General features: G+C 61.2%; 18 protein-coding genes. 6 read left to right on the top strand and 12 right to left on the bottom strand.

The window, feature by feature from the left end:
- Position 1 precedes the first annotated feature (1 nt).
- Positions 2–712: a GntR family transcriptional regulator gene (locus ACODTZ_RS05985; RefSeq protein ID WP_489024477.1), complete on the bottom strand. Its 711-nt coding sequence runs from the start codon at positions 710–712 to the stop codon at positions 2–4.
- Positions 713–840: 128 nt separating this feature from the next.
- On the opposite strand from ACODTZ_RS05985, the gene ACODTZ_RS05980 reads away from it, so the two are divergent.
- The 5 genes from ACODTZ_RS05980 to ACODTZ_RS05960 are packed head-to-tail and all read left to right on the top strand — an operon-like array spanning position 841 to position 6,066.
- Positions 841–2,436, top strand: a complete 1,596-nt coding sequence (locus ACODTZ_RS05980) for an ABC transporter substrate-binding protein (protein ID WP_489024475.1) — start codon at positions 841–843, stop codon at positions 2,434–2,436.
- A 24-nt stretch (positions 2,437–2,460) separates the two neighbouring features.
- Entirely contained in the window at positions 2,461–3,522 is a 1,062-nt protein-coding gene (locus ACODTZ_RS05975) for an ABC transporter permease (protein ID WP_112950670.1), read from the top strand.
- A 4-nt stretch (positions 3,523–3,526) separates the two neighbouring features.
- Complete coding sequence (locus tag ACODTZ_RS05970) at positions 3,527–4,438, top strand: ABC transporter permease (RefSeq protein WP_489024473.1); 912 nt, start codon at positions 3,527–3,529, stop codon at positions 4,436–4,438.
- Positions 4,431–5,279, top strand: coding sequence for an ABC transporter ATP-binding protein (locus tag ACODTZ_RS05965; protein WP_112943470.1), 849 nt, complete (start codon positions 4,431–4,433; stop codon positions 5,277–5,279). The genes ACODTZ_RS05970 and ACODTZ_RS05965 overlap by 8 nt, the downstream gene beginning before the upstream one ends.
- Before the next feature lies 1 nt (position 5,280).
- Positions 5,281–6,066, top strand: a complete 786-nt coding sequence (locus ACODTZ_RS05960) for an ABC transporter ATP-binding protein (RefSeq protein ID WP_489024471.1) — start codon at positions 5,281–5,283, stop codon at positions 6,064–6,066.
- Positions 6,067–6,149: 83 nt separating this feature from the next.
- On the opposite strand, the gene ACODTZ_RS05955 is transcribed toward ACODTZ_RS05960, so the two are convergent.
- From ACODTZ_RS05955 to ACODTZ_RS05925, 7 genes are all read right to left on the bottom strand, one after another.
- Positions 6,150–7,106: an acetamidase/formamidase family protein gene (locus tag ACODTZ_RS05955; protein WP_489024469.1), complete on the bottom strand. Its 957-nt coding sequence runs from the start codon at positions 7,104–7,106 to the stop codon at positions 6,150–6,152.
- Positions 7,107–7,112: 6 nt separating this feature from the next.
- Positions 7,113–7,526, bottom strand: a complete 414-nt coding sequence (locus ACODTZ_RS05950) for a DUF3830 family protein (protein WP_018900979.1) — start codon at positions 7,524–7,526, stop codon at positions 7,113–7,115.
- 43 nt (positions 7,527–7,569) lie between these two features.
- Complete coding sequence (locus ACODTZ_RS05945) at positions 7,570–8,346, bottom strand: ABC transporter permease (RefSeq protein WP_489024467.1); 777 nt, start codon at positions 8,344–8,346, stop codon at positions 7,570–7,572.
- A complete protein-coding gene (locus ACODTZ_RS05940) occupies positions 8,343–9,182 on the bottom strand; it encodes an ABC transporter ATP-binding protein (protein ID WP_489024466.1) in 840 nt (279 codons plus the stop codon). The genes ACODTZ_RS05945 and ACODTZ_RS05940 overlap by 4 nt, the downstream gene beginning before the upstream one ends.
- A gap of 5 nt (positions 9,183–9,187) precedes the next feature.
- Positions 9,188–10,621, bottom strand: a complete 1,434-nt coding sequence (allB, locus tag ACODTZ_RS05935) for an allantoinase AllB (RefSeq protein WP_489024464.1) — start codon at positions 10,619–10,621, stop codon at positions 9,188–9,190.
- Between the two features lie 11 nt (positions 10,622–10,632).
- Positions 10,633–11,424: an SDR family NAD(P)-dependent oxidoreductase gene (locus tag ACODTZ_RS05930; protein ID WP_489024462.1), complete on the bottom strand. Its 792-nt coding sequence runs from the start codon at positions 11,422–11,424 to the stop codon at positions 10,633–10,635.
- 68 nt (positions 11,425–11,492) lie between these two features.
- Entirely contained in the window at positions 11,493–12,539 is a 1,047-nt protein-coding gene (locus ACODTZ_RS05925; RefSeq protein ID WP_489024460.1) for an ABC transporter substrate-binding protein, read from the bottom strand.
- Positions 12,540–12,686: 147 nt separating this feature from the next.
- Here ACODTZ_RS05925 and ACODTZ_RS05920 point away from each other — a divergent pair, with 147 nt between their 5' ends.
- The gene (locus ACODTZ_RS05920; RefSeq protein WP_489024459.1) at positions 12,687–13,577 is read left to right on the top strand and encodes a LysR family transcriptional regulator; all 891 of its coding nucleotides are present in this window, start codon (positions 12,687–12,689) and stop codon (positions 13,575–13,577) included.
- 45 nt (positions 13,578–13,622) lie between these two features.
- On the opposite strand, the gene ACODTZ_RS05915 is transcribed toward ACODTZ_RS05920, so the two are convergent.
- The 4 genes from ACODTZ_RS05915 to ACODTZ_RS05900 form a co-directional block, all read right to left on the bottom strand.
- Entirely contained in the window at positions 13,623–15,059 is a 1,437-nt protein-coding gene (locus ACODTZ_RS05915; protein WP_489024457.1) for an amidohydrolase family protein, read from the bottom strand.
- 59 nt (positions 15,060–15,118) lie between these two features.
- Positions 15,119–16,132, bottom strand: a complete 1,014-nt coding sequence (locus tag ACODTZ_RS05910; protein WP_489024455.1) for an ABC transporter substrate-binding protein — start codon at positions 16,130–16,132, stop codon at positions 15,119–15,121.
- A gap of 329 nt (positions 16,133–16,461) precedes the next feature.
- Positions 16,462–17,592, bottom strand: a complete 1,131-nt coding sequence (locus ACODTZ_RS05905) for a PQQ-dependent sugar dehydrogenase (RefSeq protein WP_489024454.1) — start codon at positions 17,590–17,592, stop codon at positions 16,462–16,464.
- A gap of 144 nt (positions 17,593–17,736) precedes the next feature.
- Positions 17,737–18,729 (bottom strand): aldo/keto reductase, encoded by a 993-nt coding sequence (locus tag ACODTZ_RS05900; protein WP_489024452.1) that lies wholly within the window; start codon positions 18,727–18,729, stop codon positions 17,737–17,739.
- Positions 18,730–18,907 lie beyond the last annotated feature (178 nt).

The raw sequence follows: 18,907 nt of genomic DNA, 5'->3' as shown, positions 1-18,907 counted from the left end.
GTCAGATGTCCTCCTTCTTCTTGAACACGATGTTGAGGTAGGTTTCGCCGGAACGGACGACGTGGTCGCGCATCACGCGTTCGGCCTTGTCGCTGTCGCTGGAGATGATGGCGGCGGCGATCGCTGCATGTTCGGCCAGCGCCTTGCCGCGCTCGAGCGTATCGGAATGGATGACGCGGCGGATGCTGCCGTCGTAAAACTGCTGCCGTTCGATCATGCGCGAGAGATACTGGCATCGCGAGGCGATGTGGATCTGCTCATGAAACGTCTCGTTCAGCGAAATCAGGTCGTCGGCTACGCCGTCCTCGGTCGCCTTGCGCATTAGATTGACGATGTCTTCGAGCTTGTCTGCCTCGGTCTTCTCGATGCGCTTGGCGGCGAGGTGGGCGATCATCGATTCCAGTGCGGCGCGCGCCAGGATCATCTCTTCGGCCCAGCCTGCGTTGAAGCGGATCAGCACGCCGCGACGCGGCAGTGTCTCGACGAGACCCTCGGTCTCGAGCTGACGCAGGGCTTCCTTGATGGGTGTCGTGCTGACGCCAAGCTGCTCGGCGAGCTGGCGCTCGTTGACGCGCTCATCTGGCGCAAAGCGGCCAGAGAGAATCGCGGTGCGCAGCGTCTTGTGCACATGGTCACGCAATGTTGTCAGAAAACGCGGGTCGATCTTCTCGATGCGGTCTGCGCCAGGCTGCGTCGATGCCTCTTTTTGCATGTCCCGAAAATTCCCCCGTTGACGACAAAATCGTTTTGTGAGATCTGATATACCAGATTTCAGATCGATGTCGATATGAAAATTCGCGCTCGGGGCGAGGTCCGGCGCACCAGGGAGGAGATAGGACGATGAAAAGACGCAGTTTTCTGATGGCATCGGCTATGGTGGCGTCGACGCTTGCCATGCCGCTCGCAGTGCAGGCGGCAACGCCCAAGGACCAGCTGGTGATCGCCACCAACATGTCCTCCATGCGCGGTCTGGATCCGAACGAGCTCAACCAGCTGGAATCGGCTGAAATCGTCGCCAACCTTTACGAGCGCCTGATCGTGCTCGCCGCCGATGACATCACCAAGCCGCAGCCGGGCATCGCCGAGAGCTGGACGGTGTCCGACGACGGCAAGACCTTCACCTTCAAGATCCGCTCCGGGGTTACCTTCCATTCCGGCAACGCGCTGACCGCCAAGGATGTCGAGTGGTCGCTGCGCCGCCTGGTAAAGCTCGGTTTGGCGCCGTCGGTCGATCTTCGCCAGTGGGGCATCACCGACAAGAATGTCGATGAGCTGATCAAGGCGACGGATGATTCAACTGTCGTGCTGCAGACGCCCGAGGTCTGGAACCCGAACCTGATCCTCTTCTCGCTCGCCAGCTTCTCGACCTCGATCCTGGACAGCCAGCTTCTCGCCAAGAACGAGAAGAACGGCGACATGGGCCGTGAATTCCTGCAGACCAACGACGCCGGATCCGGCCCCTATTCGCTGCGGACCTGGCGGGTCAACGACCTTCTGATCGCCGAGGCTTACAAGGATTACTGGCAGGGCGCGCCGAAGATGCGCCGGGTCATCCTTCGCCATATGCCGGAATCGTCAGGCCAGCGTCTGCAATTGGAAGCCGGCGACGTTGATGTCGCGACGCGTCTGTCCTCTACCGATCTGGCGGCGATCGAGGCCGACGGCAAGGCCGATATCCAGAAGACGCCGGGCTTCGGCTTCTACTATCTGGCGCTCAACCAGAAGGACGAAATCCTCTCCAAGCCGAAGGTCCGCGAGGCGTTCCGCTACCTCATCGATTACGACGGTCTCGCCAACACCGTCATGAAATATTACGGCATCAAGCAGCAGACGATCATTCCGGGCGGTCTGCCGGGCGCCAGCACCGAGAACCCGTACAAGCTCGATATCGACAAGGCCAAGCAGCTGCTGGCGGAAGCCGGCTATCCCGATGGCTTCTCCAAGGTCTATTACGCAACGCCCGTGACGCCGGAGTATGAAGTTGCCCAGTCGCTGCAAGCCAATGCAGCCAAGGCCGGCATCAAACTCGACCTGCAGGGCGGCGATCATATTGGCAAGTTCCGCAACCGCGAATTCGAAATCTTCTCGGCGCGCACCGGCGAACGCCTACCCGACCCGCATGCGGTTCTGGCGTCCTATGCGACGAACCCGAACAATGCTGACGATGCGAAGCTCTCCGGCCTGATCGCCTGGCGCTCCGCCTGGGAGGTTCCAAAGGACATTCAGGACATGGTGACGGCCGCCGCGCACGAGACCGACCAGCAGAAGCGCGCCGATCTCTACACCAAGATCAACAAGGCCTATCTGGACGCTTCGCCGGCCTTGATCACCTCCTTCCAGCGCACGGACGCGAAGGCGGTGCGGAAAGAAGTCAAGGGCTATGTCGGCCATTCGACCTGGCTCACCCGTTGGGACACCGTCTCGAAGGGCGAGTAAGCCCTTCCTGTCGAGGAGAATGACGTGAGTATCTCGCAGACATCTGGAAACGCGCCGGCAGGCGCACGGGCGGCGCTTGGCGCGCTGCGCAAGGTGACGGCATCCTTTGCCGTCATCCTGACAACGCTGCTCGGCCTGCTCGTGATCACCTTCGTTGTCGGTCGCATGGTTCCCGCCGATCCGGTTATCGCCGTGATCGGCGACCAGGCCGATCACGAGACCTACGAGCGCGTCTACAAGGAAATGGGGCTGGATCAGCCGCTCTATGTGCAGTTCGGAACCTATCTCGGCAATGTCGCGCATCTGGATTTCGGCCAGTCGCACGTGACGAAGAACCCCGTCGCCAGCGATCTTGCCCGCGTCTTTCCGGCAACGCTGGAGCTCGCCACGCTGGCAACGATCATCGGCGCCGGTTTCGGTATCCCGCTCGGCATTATCTCCGCTGTCCGCAAGGGCACTTGGGTCGATCACCTGGCGCGTGTCGTCGGCCTGCTCGGTCACTCGACGCCGATCTTCTGGCTGGGTACGATCGTCATCCTCGTCTTCTACGCGAAGTTCGGTCTCATACCCGGCAGCGGCCGCCTCGATGTCTATAATGAGGGGCTGGTCGAAGGGCCCACCAATTCTATTCTCGTCGACGCGATCCTAGCCGGCGAGTGGGAGGTCTTCCGGGATGCCCTGCTGCATGTCGCGGCGCCCGCGCTGATCCTCGGCTATGCCGCGATGGCCTATCTCAGCCGCATGAGCCGCAGCTTCATGCTCGAGCAGCTGCGTCAAGAATATGTGCTGACCGCCAAGGCCAAGGGCCTCGGTCAGCGGGCGATCGTGTGGCGCCACGCGTTTCGCAACATCCGCGTACAGCTGTTGACGATCGTGGCTCTCGCCTATTGCGGCTTGCTGGATGGCACTGTCCTGATCGAGACGGTTTTCGCATGGCCCGGCCTTGGCCAGTATCTGACGTCGGCGCTGTTCTTCGCAGACATGAACGCGGTGCTCGGCAGCGTGCTCCTCATCGGCATCATCTCGATTGCCATCAATCTCCTGTCGGACCTGACCTATCGGTTCCTCGATCCGCGTACCCGGTGACATCATGGCGACACGTTATTTCAACGATCTGCACAACTGGCTGATCAACGAGGAGTTCTCCTCGACACGTCAGGCGCGGCTCCACAAGGCCTATGTCCTGTGGCTGAACCTGATCGCCAATCCCCTGGCATTCGCCGGCTTCTTCGTCGTGCTGATGCTCGTCCTGATTGCGGCATTCGCGCCGCTGCTCGCCAATCATGATCCGATCCTCCAGGATCTGACGATGGCGCTGAAGCCGCCATCGTCAGCCAACTGGTTCGGCACCGACGAATTCGGCCGCGACGTCTATTCGCGCCTCGTCTACGGCGCGCGCACGACGCTCTACATCAGCATTCTGGTAACGGTCATCGTGGCGCCCATCGGCTTTGCGATCGGCGCGACCGCCGGCTATCTCGGCGGCTGGGCCGATGTCGTCTTGATGCGTATCACCGATATCTTCCTGTCCTTCCCAAGTCTCGTGCTGGCGCTCGCCTTTTCCGCGGCCCTCGGTCCGGGGATCGAGAATGCCGTCATCGCCATAGCGCTCACCGTCTGGCCGCCGATCGCGCGTCTGGCGCGTGCCGAAACGCTGACGTTCCGTGCTGCCGATTTCGTCGTCGCAGCCGAGTTGCAGGGCGCGGGAATGGGCCGCATTTTGTTTCGCCATATCGTGCCGCTCTGCGCGCCGTCGATCATCATCCGCCTGACGCTGAACATGTCGAGCGTCATCTTGACGGCCGCCGGTCTTGGTTTCCTCGGTCTCGGCGCCCAGCCGCCGATGCCAGAATGGGGCGCCATGGCGGCCTCCGGTCGTCAATATCTCCTCGATGCCTGGTGGCTGACGACGGTTCCCGGCATCGCCATTCTCCTGGTCAGTCTCGCCTTCAACTTGCTCGGCGACGGACTGCGCGACATCATGGATCCCCGCAATGCCTGAACAGTCAAAACCGATCCTCTCGGTCAAGAACATGTCGGTGCAGTTTCCGACGCTGTCCGGCGTGGTCAACGCCGTCAAGAATGTGAGCTTCGATGTCGGCCGCGAGAAAGTGGGCATCATCGGCGAATCCGGCTCCGGCAAGAGCACGACCGGGCGCGCCATCATGCGGCTACAGCCGGGCACGGCTCAGGTCGTCGCCGATGAGTTGCGCTTCGAGGACGTCGATCTTCTCGCCGCCAGCGAGGCCGACATGCGCGCGATCCGCGGTAGCCGGATCTCGATGATCCTGCAGGATCCGAAATATTCGCTCAATCCCGTCATGACCGTCGGCGAGCAGATCGCCGAGACCGTCATTCTGCACGAGCGCCTTGGAAAGAAGGCGGCGCGCGAGCGTACGCTCGCCATGCTGGAGCGGGTGAATATCCGCGATCCGCAGCGCGTCTTCAATCTCTACCCGCATGAGGTCTCGGGCGGCATGGGTCAGCGCATCATGATCTCGATGATGCTGATCTCCTCGCCTTCGCTGATCATCGCCGACGAGCCGACATCCGCACTCGACGTGACGGTGCGCCAGCAGGTGCTGTCGATCCTCGATGACCTGATCACCGAGCGTAACATCGGCCTGATCTTCATCTCTCACGACCTCAACCTCGTGAAGAGCTTCTGCGACCGCGTCATTATCATGTATGCGGGCCGGGTCGTGGAAACGATCGAAGCCTCAAGGCTCGACGAAGCAACCCATCCCTATACACGCGGCCTGCTTGAGGCGCTGCCCAGTCTTGACCATCCCAGGGATCGGCTGGAAGTGCTGAAGCGTCAGGCAAGCTGGGCGGAGGCGTGACATGTCCATCATATCGGTAAGCGATCTCGCCGTGTCCTTCGGCAGCGGCAATGATTTCAAGCAGGTCGTCAAAAGCGTCGCTTTCGAAGTCGCGCCCGGCGAAACATTTGGCCTTGTCGGCGAAAGCGGATGCGGCAAGTCGACGGTGCTCGGCGCGCTGGCGGGACGCATCAAGGAATGGAGCGGCTCGGTTTCGATCGACGGCGACGTGGTCGGCCCGAAACGGTCGCGCGCGCAACTCGCCAAGCAGCAGATGGTGTTTCAGGATCCCTTCGGCTCCCTGCATCCGCGCCATACGCTCGGCCGCACGCTGCTGGAGCCCCTCGAGATCCATGGGCTGGATCGTAGGCAGGAGCGTGTCGAGCAGGTTCTGCGCGACGTCGGCCTGCCGCCCGGCTTCCGCCATCGCTTCCCGCATCAGCTCTCCGGCGGGCAAAGGCAGCGCGTGGCCATTGCCCGTGCGCTTATCCTCGAGCCGAAGATTCTCTTGCTCGACGAACCGACATCGGCGCTCGATGTCTCGATCCAGGCGGAAATTCTCAATCTCCTGAAAGATCTGCGCGAACGCTCGAAGCTGACCTACATCCTCGTGAGCCACGACATGGCTGTCATCGCCCATCTCTGCAACCGGGTGGCAGTCATGCAGGACGGCGTTTTCGTCGAGATTGCGACGCAGGCGCAGCTGTTGGAAAGCAATGTCGAACACCCCTATACGAAAACTCTGCTTGATGGCAGCAGGGGGTATATTCCACGGTCAAAGCAATCATTGACCGCGTCTCCACCGTAAAGAGGTCATGGTCAAGTTTGAGTCTCCGGGTGGGCAAGGTCAGGCCGCGAGCCAACACGGAAATGGCCACGCCCAATCGCCCCTTAGGCGTCTCTGGCGCTTTGTGCGATCAAAGCCTTGGGGATCATTATATGGACGCCTTTCTTGACATTGACGACCTGCGTGATGCGTACATCGGCAGCCATGCTGCAAAGGCTATAGGCCTGTACCGACGTTAGACGTGTTCTTTCGACGATCATCCCGATCGCGAAGCGGAGCGCCTCCTGCATCGCCTCCTGCAGGTCAGCATCGAACGCCATGGTGATCAGGTGGTTGGCTGTCTCGGCGTAGGGCATGGCAAGCTCTGCGCCACTGATGACATCGATCTTGAATGTCCCGCTCAGTCCCGTCTCGACAGCGGTCAGGCAGACCTCGCCGTCTCCCTGTGACGCGTGCCCGTCGCCGGCCGAGAACAGACCACCTTCGACGGAGACGGGCAGATAGAGGATCGAGCCGGCAGTCAGCTCGCGATTATCCATGTTGCCGCCGAAATATCCGGGGATGATCGAGGTCAGGCAGCCATCTTCTGGTCTCGGCGCGGTAGTCATGATCCCGAAAAACGGTCGTGCCGGCATCACAATGCCCCAAGGGGTGGTGATGGTGCCGGCCTTGCGATCGATGCTCAGATGCAGGGTTTCGTCCTGCGTGAAATCATGCGGCAGCGCGCCTTTGCCTGGTTTGATGATGTTGAAACCCCAATCATCCCGAAGCCTGACATCAAGGATCTCGACACGCAAGGCGTCGCCAGGCTTGGCGCCACGGACATGGATTGGGCCGGTCAATATGTGAGGGCCGGGCGATGGCGCCAACGCCGCGTGGATCGCCTGCAGTTCCGGTCGGATCGAATGGGCAGGGTTGCGCGAGGCCTCGGCAGGCGACCCGCTGACGCTATGGATCGTCACGGTGTCGCCAGGATCGATCTCGATCACTGGCGGGCGGCGCGCATCGAAGTGGCCCCAATGCACGGTGTCCGGTGTGGGGAAGACGTCGTGATGGGGCATGCTAGATCAGGCCAGTTCGAAGCGGATGGATTGCGCACCTTCCCAGAGCGTCAGGTTGCCGAGCGTTTTCAGATTCTCGAGGCCCGACGTCAGGGTGATGAAGTGATTGCCGGCAAGCTGGCCCATTTTGGAAGAGAAGTCCACGCCGCCATAGGCAAGCAGGATTTCTGTTTCGCTGATGCCACCGGGATAGAGGATGATGTGGCCGGGGGCCGGATGACTGGTGTGGTTCTCATACCCGACGCCGAAGTCCTCGTCGCCGAGCGGCACCCACACGCCTTCGCCGCTCCAGCGGACGTGCACGATCTTGCTTTCGTAGGGCAGGCGCTTGAGGAAGGCAGCGCAGGTCTTCGGCGCATCCTCCGTCTCCAGGCGTGCGTCGAAGGTGAAGGGGCCGGCGGTGATCTTGAGCTTGGTCATTGCTGTTCCTGTCAATGTAAATGGAGGAGAGTTGGCGGGCGTATCAGCCGCCAGCGGAAAAATTGTCGCCACGTCTGGCCCAGCCGGTAACGCGCGCTTCGATCACCGAGAAGATCACGTAAAGCGCGACGCCAAGCGCCGCCAGAATGAACAGGCCGGCGAAGACCAGCGGCACATCGAAGCTGGAGCTCGCGATCATCATCACATTGCCGATCCCCCGGTTGGATGCGACGGTTTCGGAGATGACGGTGCCGACGAAGGCGAGGGTGGCCGCGACCTTCAGCGATGCGAAGAAATACGGCATGGTGCGCGGCAGGCCGATATTCCAGAGGATTTCGAGCTTCGTCGCCTTCAATGTCCGCATGACGTCCTGCAGTTCCGGCTCGGTTGACGCCAGACCGGCGGCGACATTGACGACAATTGGGAAGACGCACATCACCATGGCGGTCAATACGGCGGGAACGGTGCCGGAGCCGAACCAGAGCACGAGGATCGGCACGATCGCGACCTTTGGGATGGACGAAAAGCCGACCAGCAGCGGATAGGCGACGTCATAGGCAAGCCGCGACGAGCCGATCAGCATGCCGAGCGCCAGCCCAAGGATGATGCCGAGGCCGAGACCAAGCAGCGTTGTGTACACCGTCTGAACTGTATGCGGCCAAATGGCCGGGAACTGCGTCCAGAGCGTTACGATGACCTGGCTCGGGCGCGGCAAGACAAGATCCGAAACGTTGAAGGCGAGGCATATGACCTCCCACAGCACGAAGAAGCCGGCAATGCAGGTGGCGGACAGGATCTGGCGTTTGGCGGCGGCTGTCATGGCTGCACCTCGTTGACGGCGCGTGCGGCGACGATGCGCTCGCGGAGCCTTTGCGTCAGGGACACGAATTCGGGCTGGAAGGAGACGTCGATTGTCCGCGGACGGGCGAAGGGAACGGTCCTGTCCTCGATGATGCGGCCAGGTCGCGCCTGCATCACGCAGATGCGGGTGGCGAGATAGGCGGCTTCCTTCAGGTCGTGGGTGACGAGAACGACGGTTGGGCGCCGTTCGATCCAGAGCGTCTGCATGATCTCCCACAGCTCTTCGCGGGTAAACTGGTCGAGCGCGCCGAACGGCTCATCCAGAAGCAGAAGCGTCGGATCATGGATCAACGCGCGGCAAAGCGAGGCGCGCTGCTGCATGCCGCCCGAGAGCTGCCAGGGAAACTTATCGCCGAAACCTGAAAGCCCGACCTTGGCGAGCAGCGCTTCGGCGCGATCGCGGTATTCGCCCTTCTTTTTCCTGGCATAGCCATGCTTGAACGGCGGAACAATCTTCAGCGGCATCATCACATTGTCGCGGATGTTGAGCCAGGGGAGCAGGGTCGGGTTCTGGAAGGCCATGCCGATCCTGACCTCGTTCGCGCCGATTTCGCGACCGGTGACGAAGATATTGCCCTGCGACGGCGAAAGCGTGCCGGCAACGAGTTTCAGGATCGTCGACTTGCCGCAGCCGGACGGGCCGACGAGGGCGACGAACTCACCGTTTTCGATCCTGAGCGACGTTTCCGCCAGCGCCACCGTCTTGTTCTTCTCGCCACCGAAAGTGACGTTCACTCTTTCCAGATCGATCACGGGGTTGCCGGGGACGACCCCGGTTGCGAGAGGCTGGTTCATGGCGATCAGCCCTTCCTGGGCGCGGTCACGGCGGCCATGGTCTGGTCGGCGTTGCGAACGTCCGGCACCGGCATCTGCTGGATCGCGTGAACCGAGCGGCCCCAACCCTTGGCGCTGTCCTGCAGCGTACGGTCCTTCATCGCGAAGCGGCCGCGCACGATGGTGTGGATCGGCAGCGCTGTCGCCTTCATCCCGTGCCAGGGTGAGATTTTCGCCGTCGACCGGATCTGCGCGTCGTCGATCGTCCACTCGCGGTTCGTATCGACAATCGCGAGATCGGCGTCCGAACCCACCATCAGCGCGCCCTTTGTTGGATAGAGGCCCCAGCACTTGGCCGGCTTCTCGGCGCTCCAGCGCACATAGTTGGAAAGGCTTGCCCCGCGACGATCAAGCTCCGTCAGCATCAGCGGCATTTGCGTTTCGACACCGGGGAAGCCGCAATCGACGGTCCAGATGTCGTCGCGGGTCTTTTCCTCGATCGAATGGGGGGCGTGGTCGGTAGCGATCATGTCGATCGTGCCGTCGGCAAGCGCCTGCCAGATCGGATCCTGGTTTTCGGTCTCGCGCACCGGCGGGTTGACACGGATGACGCCACGCTTCGCTTCGTAATCATCGGCGGACAGAAGGAGATATTGCGGGCAGGTCTCGCCGGTGATGTCGACACCGCGCGCCTTCGCCTCTGCCAGCGGCCGAAGCTCGGCGGCAGACGAAATGTGGAGGATGTGGATGCGGGCGCCCGTCCATTCCGCAAGGATGGCGGCGCGGGCAACGGCTTCCGTCGCCACCACGGCTGGGCGGGCGGCGAGGTGGGCCAGTGGATCGGTGCGGCCCATGGCGCGCAACCGGGCCTCGCGGCGTTCCATGATCGAATTCGTCTCGGCGTGCAGCGAAATGCGCTTGCCGGTCGGCGCAACGATTTCGAAGAGCTCGAGCATGGCGCCCGTCGTCGGCGACGGGATACGGCCGAACGTGTTGCCCATGTAGCACTTGAAACCGATGACGCCGCCCTCGATCAGTTCGCCTATATTCGGCAGGCTGTCTTCGCCGAGCACGGCGTACAGGCCATAATCGACATGGGCTTTGGCGCCCGCGATCGCATGCTTTTCAGCAAGCGATGCGGCATCGGAGATCGCCGGCAGCGTGTTCGGCATGTCGAAGACGGTGGTGACGCCGCCAAAGGCCGCCGCCGCCGTGCCGCTCGCAAAGTCCTCCTTCTGCGGATAGCCGGGGTCGCGGAAATGCACATGGACGTCGATCGCGCCAGGCAATATATGGAGCCCGGTCGCATCCAGCGTCTCCTTGGCCTCGGGCATCGCATCCTTCTCACCGATCGCGAGGATCTTGCCATCCTTGATGGCGATGCTCGCCCGATACTCTGTGTCGGGGGTGACGATCGTGCCGCCGTGGACGACGAGGTCCGCGATAATGTCGGTGGTCATCTCATATCTCCTTAAAGGGCAGCCCAGCCGCCATCGACGGGCAGGTCCACGCCGGTGATCTGGCGCGAGACGTCGCTGGCGAGAAAAAGGCAAGCATTGGCGACATCGTCGTCGACGGTGATACGCTTCAGCGCATAGTCTTCCGCGTGGCGGATTGCGGCTTCTTCTTCCGTGATGCCGAGCTTCAAAGCCATGGTCTTGCAGACTTTGTCGCGGAAACGGGGGCCATCGACCATGCCTGGGGCGACGCAGTTGACGTTGATGTTGTGCTGGCCGACCTCGAGCGCGAAGCTCTTGGTGATCCCACGCAGGCCCCACTTGGAAGCGGAATAGGCAAGGCGGCCCGCGCGTCCCTTCATGCCGAAGGTGCCGCCGACATTGACGACCTTGCCGTAGCTCTTCTCGATCATCGACGGCAGAACCGCGCGGATCGTGTGGAAACAGCCGTTCATGTTGAGCGTGACGATATCGTCGAATTCTTCCGGCGTGGTCTCGACGCCGGTCTTGCCCATCGGGCCGGAGCCGCCGGCGACATTGACGAGGACATCGATGCGACCGAAGGCTTCAACGGTCTTCAGGGCGGCGGCGTCACATTGTCCGGCGTCCGTCAGGTCGCATCCGATAACGACAACGGAACAGCCTTTGGACCGGGCTTCCTCGGCGACGGGCTCGATCGCCGCCGTATCACGGCCGACGAGCGCGAGCTTGGCGCCTTCATTGGCAAAGGCAAGCGTGATGGCCGCGCCCATGCCCTTGGCGGGGCCCGTGATGAACACGACTTTATCCTTCAGCATCAGGTCCATGATGTTGTTTCCGTTATTTCAGCTGTGATGGGAGGGGCGGCGCGCTGGCGCCGCCGTCATTGGGTGGCTCAGTTCATGACCGTGAGACGGTCGTCCTTGGCGGGGAGGAAGCTGCGATCGAAGACTTCGGTGAGCGCCGGTGTGCGCGGCAATTCCTTTGCCTTGACAATGATGTCGATCGACTTGCCGAGACGGGCGTCATCGACGTCACCGAAGCCGATTTTGGCGATTTCGTCGTGGTTCATCTCGTTGGCAATGGTTGCGTCGAAGCGTTCCCGCTCGATGACCGGCTTGATCAGCGGTTCGCGCTTCTGAACGGCAGCGATCGCCGCATCCGGATTCTTGATCGCGTCCTTGATGCTCTTGTTGATGGCGCGCAGGAAGCCCTTCACCGCGTCGGGATTGTCCTTGACCAGCTTCTTCGAAGCGATGATGGCGTTCGAATAGAGATCCATTCCGTAGTCGCCGTAGCGGATGAAGCGCAGTTCCTTGTCTGGGTCGACGCCGATGAGCTTGGAGCTGAAGCGGATCGTGTTGACATAGCCGAACACGCCTTCGACCTGGCCCTTCATCAGCATCTGCTCGCGAAGGTTCGGCTGCATGTTGGTGATGTTCACCTTGGTGCAGTCGATCTTGGTGATGGCGCACAGCGCCGGGAAGAGCTTGAGCGCGCCATCATTGGCCGCACCACCCAGCGTGTGGCCAGGAAAATCGGCAGGCGACTTGATTGGGCTGTCCGCCTTGACGGCGACCGTGAAGGGCGGCTGGCTGTACATCATGAAGACGCCAACAGGCGCGTCTTCCGGCTTCTTGGCGGCGAGTTCGATCAAGGCGTTGATGTCGCCGAACGCCATATCGTAGGCGCCGTTGGCAACCAGCGGAACGCCTGCACCGGAGCCGTTGCCCTGGTCAAACGTCACGTCGAGGCCTTCCTCCTTGAAGTAACCCTTGTCCTCGGCGAGGAAAAGCAGGCCCTGAGGCCCTTCATACTTCCAGTTCAGCACCATCTTGATGCTGGTTTCGGCATGTGCCGCGGTGCCTGTCAATGCGGAAAGTGCGGTCGCGGCGGCAAGCGCCAGCATACGGGCGCGCGTCTTCATCTGGTGATTAGCCATTGTTGTTCCCCTTGTCTGGTCGTTGGAGGCCGCCTTTGTCGCGGCTTGTTCTTTGATGTTGCAATGCGAGAGTACACGGTCCAGTGTGTATCTCACCGCAATTTTTGTGCGTGAACGGTGCTAAAAAGGCCTCACTCGGAGCAAGCGATGCGTCATCTGAAATTGCTGCAACAAGTCTCTGAAATCGCGAAAGCCGGCTCGATCCGTCAAGCGGCGGAGCGGATGAACATCACGGCTTCGGCGATGAACCGCAAGATCCAGGACCTGGAGCTGGAGATAGGAACGCCGATATTCGAGCGGCGTGCGCGTGGCGTGAAGTTGACCACGGCGGGTGAATTGTTCGTGCGCTATGCCAGAAGTCAGATCGCAGATGCTGAGCGGCTGAGTTCACAAGTCGAAGACCTGCGTGGCTTAAGGCGCGGACCGGTGAAGATCGCCTGCAGCCAGGCGCTCGCGCTCGACTTTCTGCCGTTTCAGATCGGCGAGTTCCGCAAGGACAACCCTCGGCTCGTTTTTGATCTGAAGGTGATGGACCACAACGCGGCGATCAACGCGTTGGTCGAATACGATGTCGATCTCGCCCTGGTCTACCGGGCCTACATGCGGCCGGGCATACGCATATTGATGTCGCTGCCGCAGCGATTGGTCGCGATCATGCGGGAAGATCACCCGCTGGCGGCCAAGCAGGTGCTTCGGCTTTCCGACTGTGTCGGGCAGCCGCTCGCACTGCCCGATCAGAGCCTAGGCGGGAGACAGGTTCTCGACGAGGTCATCGCTCGTCGCGACTTCCGGTTCGACATCATGGCGGAATCGAATTCGTTCGAGATGCTGAGAGGGCTGGTTCTTCGCGGAAACATGATCTCATTCCAGATCGAGGCCGGCGCGCCTCGGCAGGATTTCGGCATGGGGCTTGTCGGCCGGCCGATAGACGAGCGCGACATACCGCGCTCGGACCTCGTACTCTGCCAACTCAGGGGGCGCGTCCTGCCGATCGCCGCTTCCAGCTTCGCGGACAGGCTGGTCAAGGCGATGACATAGCTCGAACGGTTGCCGCGCTCCTAATCCCGGCGCGGAAGCTGCGCTTTAGCAGCAACCGCGATAATGTTCGCCGATCAGAGGTTCGAGAGCCGCGAATGCCTCCTGTATGTGCTGCGTCGAACCGATCGCCCCGCGATATTGCTGGCGAAGCGCCGTTTCAACGGATTCGAGATCGATCCCAAGTACCTTGCCGTCCCGCACGATCGTTTTCCCGCCACGGATCACCTCGATGACGTCCTTTTGCGTTGCACGCGCAAAGAGATAGTGGCGGGGATCGACCTCCATCACCCGGTCCCGGTCCAGCCGGTCGAGATCGAGCAGCAAGAGGTCGGCGGGCATGCCGACCTCTATGCGTCCGCCGGCAGTAAGACCGACCATCTCACGCCCGGTTGCGCAGGCCGCGGTCAGCGCATCCGCAGGCGTGATCTGCTCGTCGAAAGCCACGCCAGCATTGAGCATGCGAAACAGGCGCAGTTCCCGCAACGCGTCATCGTCCTCGTCGAACGCGCATCCATCAAGGCCGAGACCATAGCGAAGCCCCGACGCTTTCATCCGTCCCGCACGAGCGATGCCAGATTTCAGGTGTAAATTCGAAGAGGGATTGACTGCGATCTTCACGCCGTGGCTCGCCAGGACAGAGAGTTCTTCCGGCCTTGCCCAAACGCAATGCGCGACTGTCAGGCGAGGGGACAGCAGGCCGATTTCACGCAGACGTTCGATGATACCACCAGGATAGGTGCGGTCCGCCCACCTGCGCTGTTCACGCGTTTCCAAAAGATGGATATGGACGCGACGGCCGCTCTCCGCCGATGCGCGGGCGATCGCTTCCAAAAGGCCGTCGGAGCACCATTGCACGCCGGTCGGCCCGAACTGGACATCGACATGCAGCTCATTTTCCAGTTCCAAGGCAACGTCGGAAACGCGCTTGATCTGTTCCTGGGGCGACATCGTCTCCGCCCGCCAGATATCGTCGATCTTGTATCGATCGCCGAGCTTTGCCGCGATGTCGGTATGGTCGCCGTAGACGATCGGGTTCCGGTCCCGCATGGCGATCGCAAAGCCGATCGACACGCCGACATCCGACGCAGCGCGGGCATAGTCGTGCGCTTCTTTCGTTAGAGGCTCGCGACCCATGGGGCGGATCAGGTGCACCATGACGGCAACGCAGCCGCCGCGCGCGGATCGCCCGAATGACGCGGTCGCTGCGAGGTAGGGATCAACGGCCGGCATGACGGCAAGCGAAGGCAGCCAGGTCTCCAGCGGCTTCATGCCGGCGCCGAACGACGTTGGCGATAGCGGTCTTGCGTGATTGTGCCCATCGACCAGTGCGGGCATGGCCAGGATACGCCGCGTCGCGGCGTCGTCAGTTGCTGATCGGATGGCGGTGATGCGCCCCGATTCCACCCGGATTTCGACTGGTCCAACCGGCTCATAGCTCTCTCCGATGAGGGCCTTGGCCACAGTGATTTGACGGTCACTCATAAGCATTCTCGTTGGTGATGGGCGAACTCCGATGAAATCCGGAGCTCGCCTATTTGAGATCAGTTGACGGTTCTCTCAGCAAGGGGCGGCAGATATTCGGCTGTGAATACCTTGTCTGGCGTCACGTCGCCCTTGAGCTCGTAGGCAGCCTTGATGCTGGAGATCGATCTCGCCAGGCGCGAGACATCGACGTCACCGACGCCGACCTTGCCGGTTTCTTCCGATACGATCAGGTTCTTGATTGCGAACTCGATCCGGCGCTTTTCCAGCTGCTCGTTTATCAGCGGCTCGACGGCCTTGACTGTCGCCGCGCCGAGCGCGGGGTCATGCATGATCTCGATCATGGCCCTGTTCACGGCCTTCACCAATCCCCGAACGGCTTCCGGATGTTCGTTGATCAATTTGCGGGAGACCATCAGGCCGTTGGAATAGATGTCCACGCCATGATCACCATAATTGTACCAGGTGAAATCCTTGTCGGGGTCCAGACCAAGACCGATCAGGTTCAGATAGCTGGTGACGTTGAAGACCAGGCTTGCGTCCACGTTTCCACGGATCAACATCTGCTCCTGGATATTCGGTGCGACATTGACCATTTCCACGCTGCTTGGATCGATGCCAACGTTCGAGGTCAACGCGGGGAAGAGGCGGCCCGCGGCCGAGCCGGCCGGGCTTCCAATCTTGAGACCGGCCAGCTTTTTCAGGTCGGTGACCGGGCCATCCTTCTTGACCAGAACTGAAAACGGCGGCTGATTGTAGATCTGATAGACCATGACAGGCGATGCATCGGGCTTCGTCAACGCATTCTGGATGATGGCGTTCATGTCGCCGAAGCCGGCATCATAGGCGCCGGACATGATGCGTGTGACCGTGACCGCCGAGCCTTCTCCCTGATCGATCTGGACATCCAGTCCCTCGTCAGAGAAGTAGCCTTTTTCCTTGGCAAGATAAAACCAGGCGTGGATACCCTGGATCTTCCAGTCGAGCGTCAATTTGATCGGAAGATCGGCCGCATGAACATGCGACGCGAACATCAGCGCGGGTATTATCAGTGACCGGATGAATTTTTTCATTTGTGTTCCCATTCTGAAGGCCGTGTCATGCGACATGACGCGGCAATGCGCGGTGGCGCGTACAATCCGGGCAACAACCGTTACCTCCGCAGGCGCCGATGGCATCTGTGGTTCGCAAACCGTCAGGTTGTCAGAGTGTCTGCCGTTGAAGCGAGGCTGGATTGTGCGCCTGGATGTCGAAAGACATCGTCACGTTAGAACCCGTCGCCGATGCCGGCTACTGCTCTTTTCGCGCGCGAGCGATGACAAAATGGCTTCACTGGTGACGCGGTGGATGACGTCGCCATGGCGCCGCAGCTACTCGCCGGCGCCATAGCGCTCAGTCTTTCCTATTGGCTGGAGGGCGTCAGGCGAAGCAGACGGCCGGGGTTGTCGTCCTCGATGACCCAAACTGCGCCATCAGGTGCCTCAGCCACGTCGCGGATTCGCGCCTGCATATCCCAGCGGTCGGCCTCGTCAACCGCGCCGTCTGCGGCAAAACTTATCCGCACCAGGCCGGTAGCAACGAGACCGCCGACCAAGGCCGAACCACGCCATTCAGGAAACATCTGGCCGTTGTAGAATGCCATGCCGGCCGGCGCTATAACCGGGTTCCAGTAGAGAGCGGGCGGTGCAAATTCTGGCTTGGTGGAATGCCGGGGGATCGGCGTGCCGCTGTAATTGTCACCGTTCGAGACCAGCGGCCATCCATAGTTCCGGCCGGGTTCAATCAGGTTGACCTCGTCGCCGCCCCGCGGCCCCATCTCGTGCAGCCATAACTTTCCGTCGGGCGCAAACGCCAGACCGTAAGGGTTGCGATGGCCCATCGTCCAGGTCTGTGCACGCACCCCACCATCTTCGACCTGCGGATTGTCGTCCGGCGTGGAGCCGTCGAGATTGAGCCGTAGTACCTTGCCGAGCGTCTGGTCCTGATCCTGCGCGCCAGAAGGTATCATCCCGTCTCCGGAGGTAAGGAAGAGATGCCTCCCGGCCGGATCGAACGCGATTATGCCGCCGGGCTGGCCCCGGCCGCCTTTCGGCGTCTGCCGCCAGATCACGTTCAGGTTCTGCAATGACGCCTGTGGCCCAGATACAGCAAGCGTCGCTTCGGCTAGCGCGAGTCCGCTGCCACCGTCACTTGGCTCGACATAGCTGATATAGATACGTCTGTCGCTTCGGTATGTTGGCGATACGGCAACGTCCAGTAGGCCGTTCTGCCCGGATGCCGCAACGTCTGGCACATTGGTGATCGGGGTCTTCCGTCCGCTTTGCGATACGAGAAACATGCGCCCCGGCTTTTCTGTCACCAGCAGGCGTCCGTCTGGGAGGAATGCGATTGCCCAGGGCGTGTCGAAGTCTGCCACTGGTCTTGCGATGAACGGTTGCGTGGTCGAGTAATCCCGGTTCCCGGCATTGATACTCTGTGCGTTCGCCGTCGCGATCGAAAGTGAGCACACTACGATTGCAAGAACTGATCTCATGGCTATTCATCGCTCCCTGTTTGTCTCGGCCCTGTGCCGAAGGGTGTCCAGTGTCAATTGGAGGCGAAGGCTCGCGGCGATCTGTGGCGCCGCGGCCCCGCCGGAAGCCGCTCCGGCGCCGGCGAGGCTGCTATCTGCGTCCGCTTAGATGCCGGTGAGTTTTTCCAGATGATCCGGATAACGGCTGGCATGCAGATCGATCTGCGCGACCGCTGCCTCGATTTCCCGAAGGTCTTCGTCGGAAAGCTCGATTTCCGTCGCGCCAATGTTCTCGTTGATACGCGACAGTTTTGTTGTTCCGGGGATAGGCACGATCCAGGGCTTCTGCCTCAGCAGCCAGGCCAGCGCGATCTGCGCAGTGGTGGCGTCCTTGCGCTTGGCGATTACGGCGAGCAGATCGATCAGAACCTGGTTTGCCTGCCGCGCTTGCGTCGTAAACCGCGGCATGTTGTTGCGCATATCGGTGCTGACGAAGGTCGTGCTCTGGTCAATGCTTCCGGTCAGGAAGCCACGCCCGAGGGGGCTGTAGGGGACAAGGCCGATGCCGAGCTCTTCCAGCAGCGGCAGGATTTCCGTTTCAAGCGGACGCCACCACAGGGAATACTCGCTTTGAAGGGCCGTGACCGGCTGGACCGCATGGGCGCGACGGATCGTCTGGGCGCCGGCTTCGGACATGCCAAAATGCTTGACCTTACCCTCGGCAACCAGATCCTTAACCGTTCCAGCGACATCTTCGATCGGCACATTTGGATCGACGCGATGCTGGTAGAAGAGGTCGATCGTCTCGATATCCAGCCGCTTCAGCGATGCCTCGGCGACGGCGCGGATATGCTCCGGTCGGCTGTTGACGCCGGACCAAGGGGTGCCGTCGGGCTTGATGTCAAAGCCGAACTTCGTTGCGATGATAACCCGATCGCGGACAGGAGCGAGCGCCTTGCCAACAAGACTCTCGTTGATAAACGGCCCGTAAGCCTCTGCCGTATCGAAGAAAGTAACTCCGGCATCCACTGCCCCGCGAAGGACATCAATCATTTCCGTTTCGTCCGGCCTGGTGCCGTAAGACTGGCTCATGCCCATGCAGCCAAGCCCAATCGCGGATACCTCAAGACCACTTTTGCCGAGTAGACGTGTTTTCATACGACTTTTCCTTCAAATTGTCCGATGACCGAACAGTGCATACGGTCCTTCAAGGACCAATGCCGGTCGATGGAGCATTGACGAACATGAGGACGCGCGGTTCACGACAAAGCGGCCAGAGAATTGTCCAAGCACGATCAAGCAGCTCGCGATCTTCAGGTCCATCAATGCATTCGCC

Source organism: Rhizobium sp. FG113, assembly GCF_057809895.1.
This window is presented reverse-complemented; position numbering and strand designations above follow the sequence as displayed.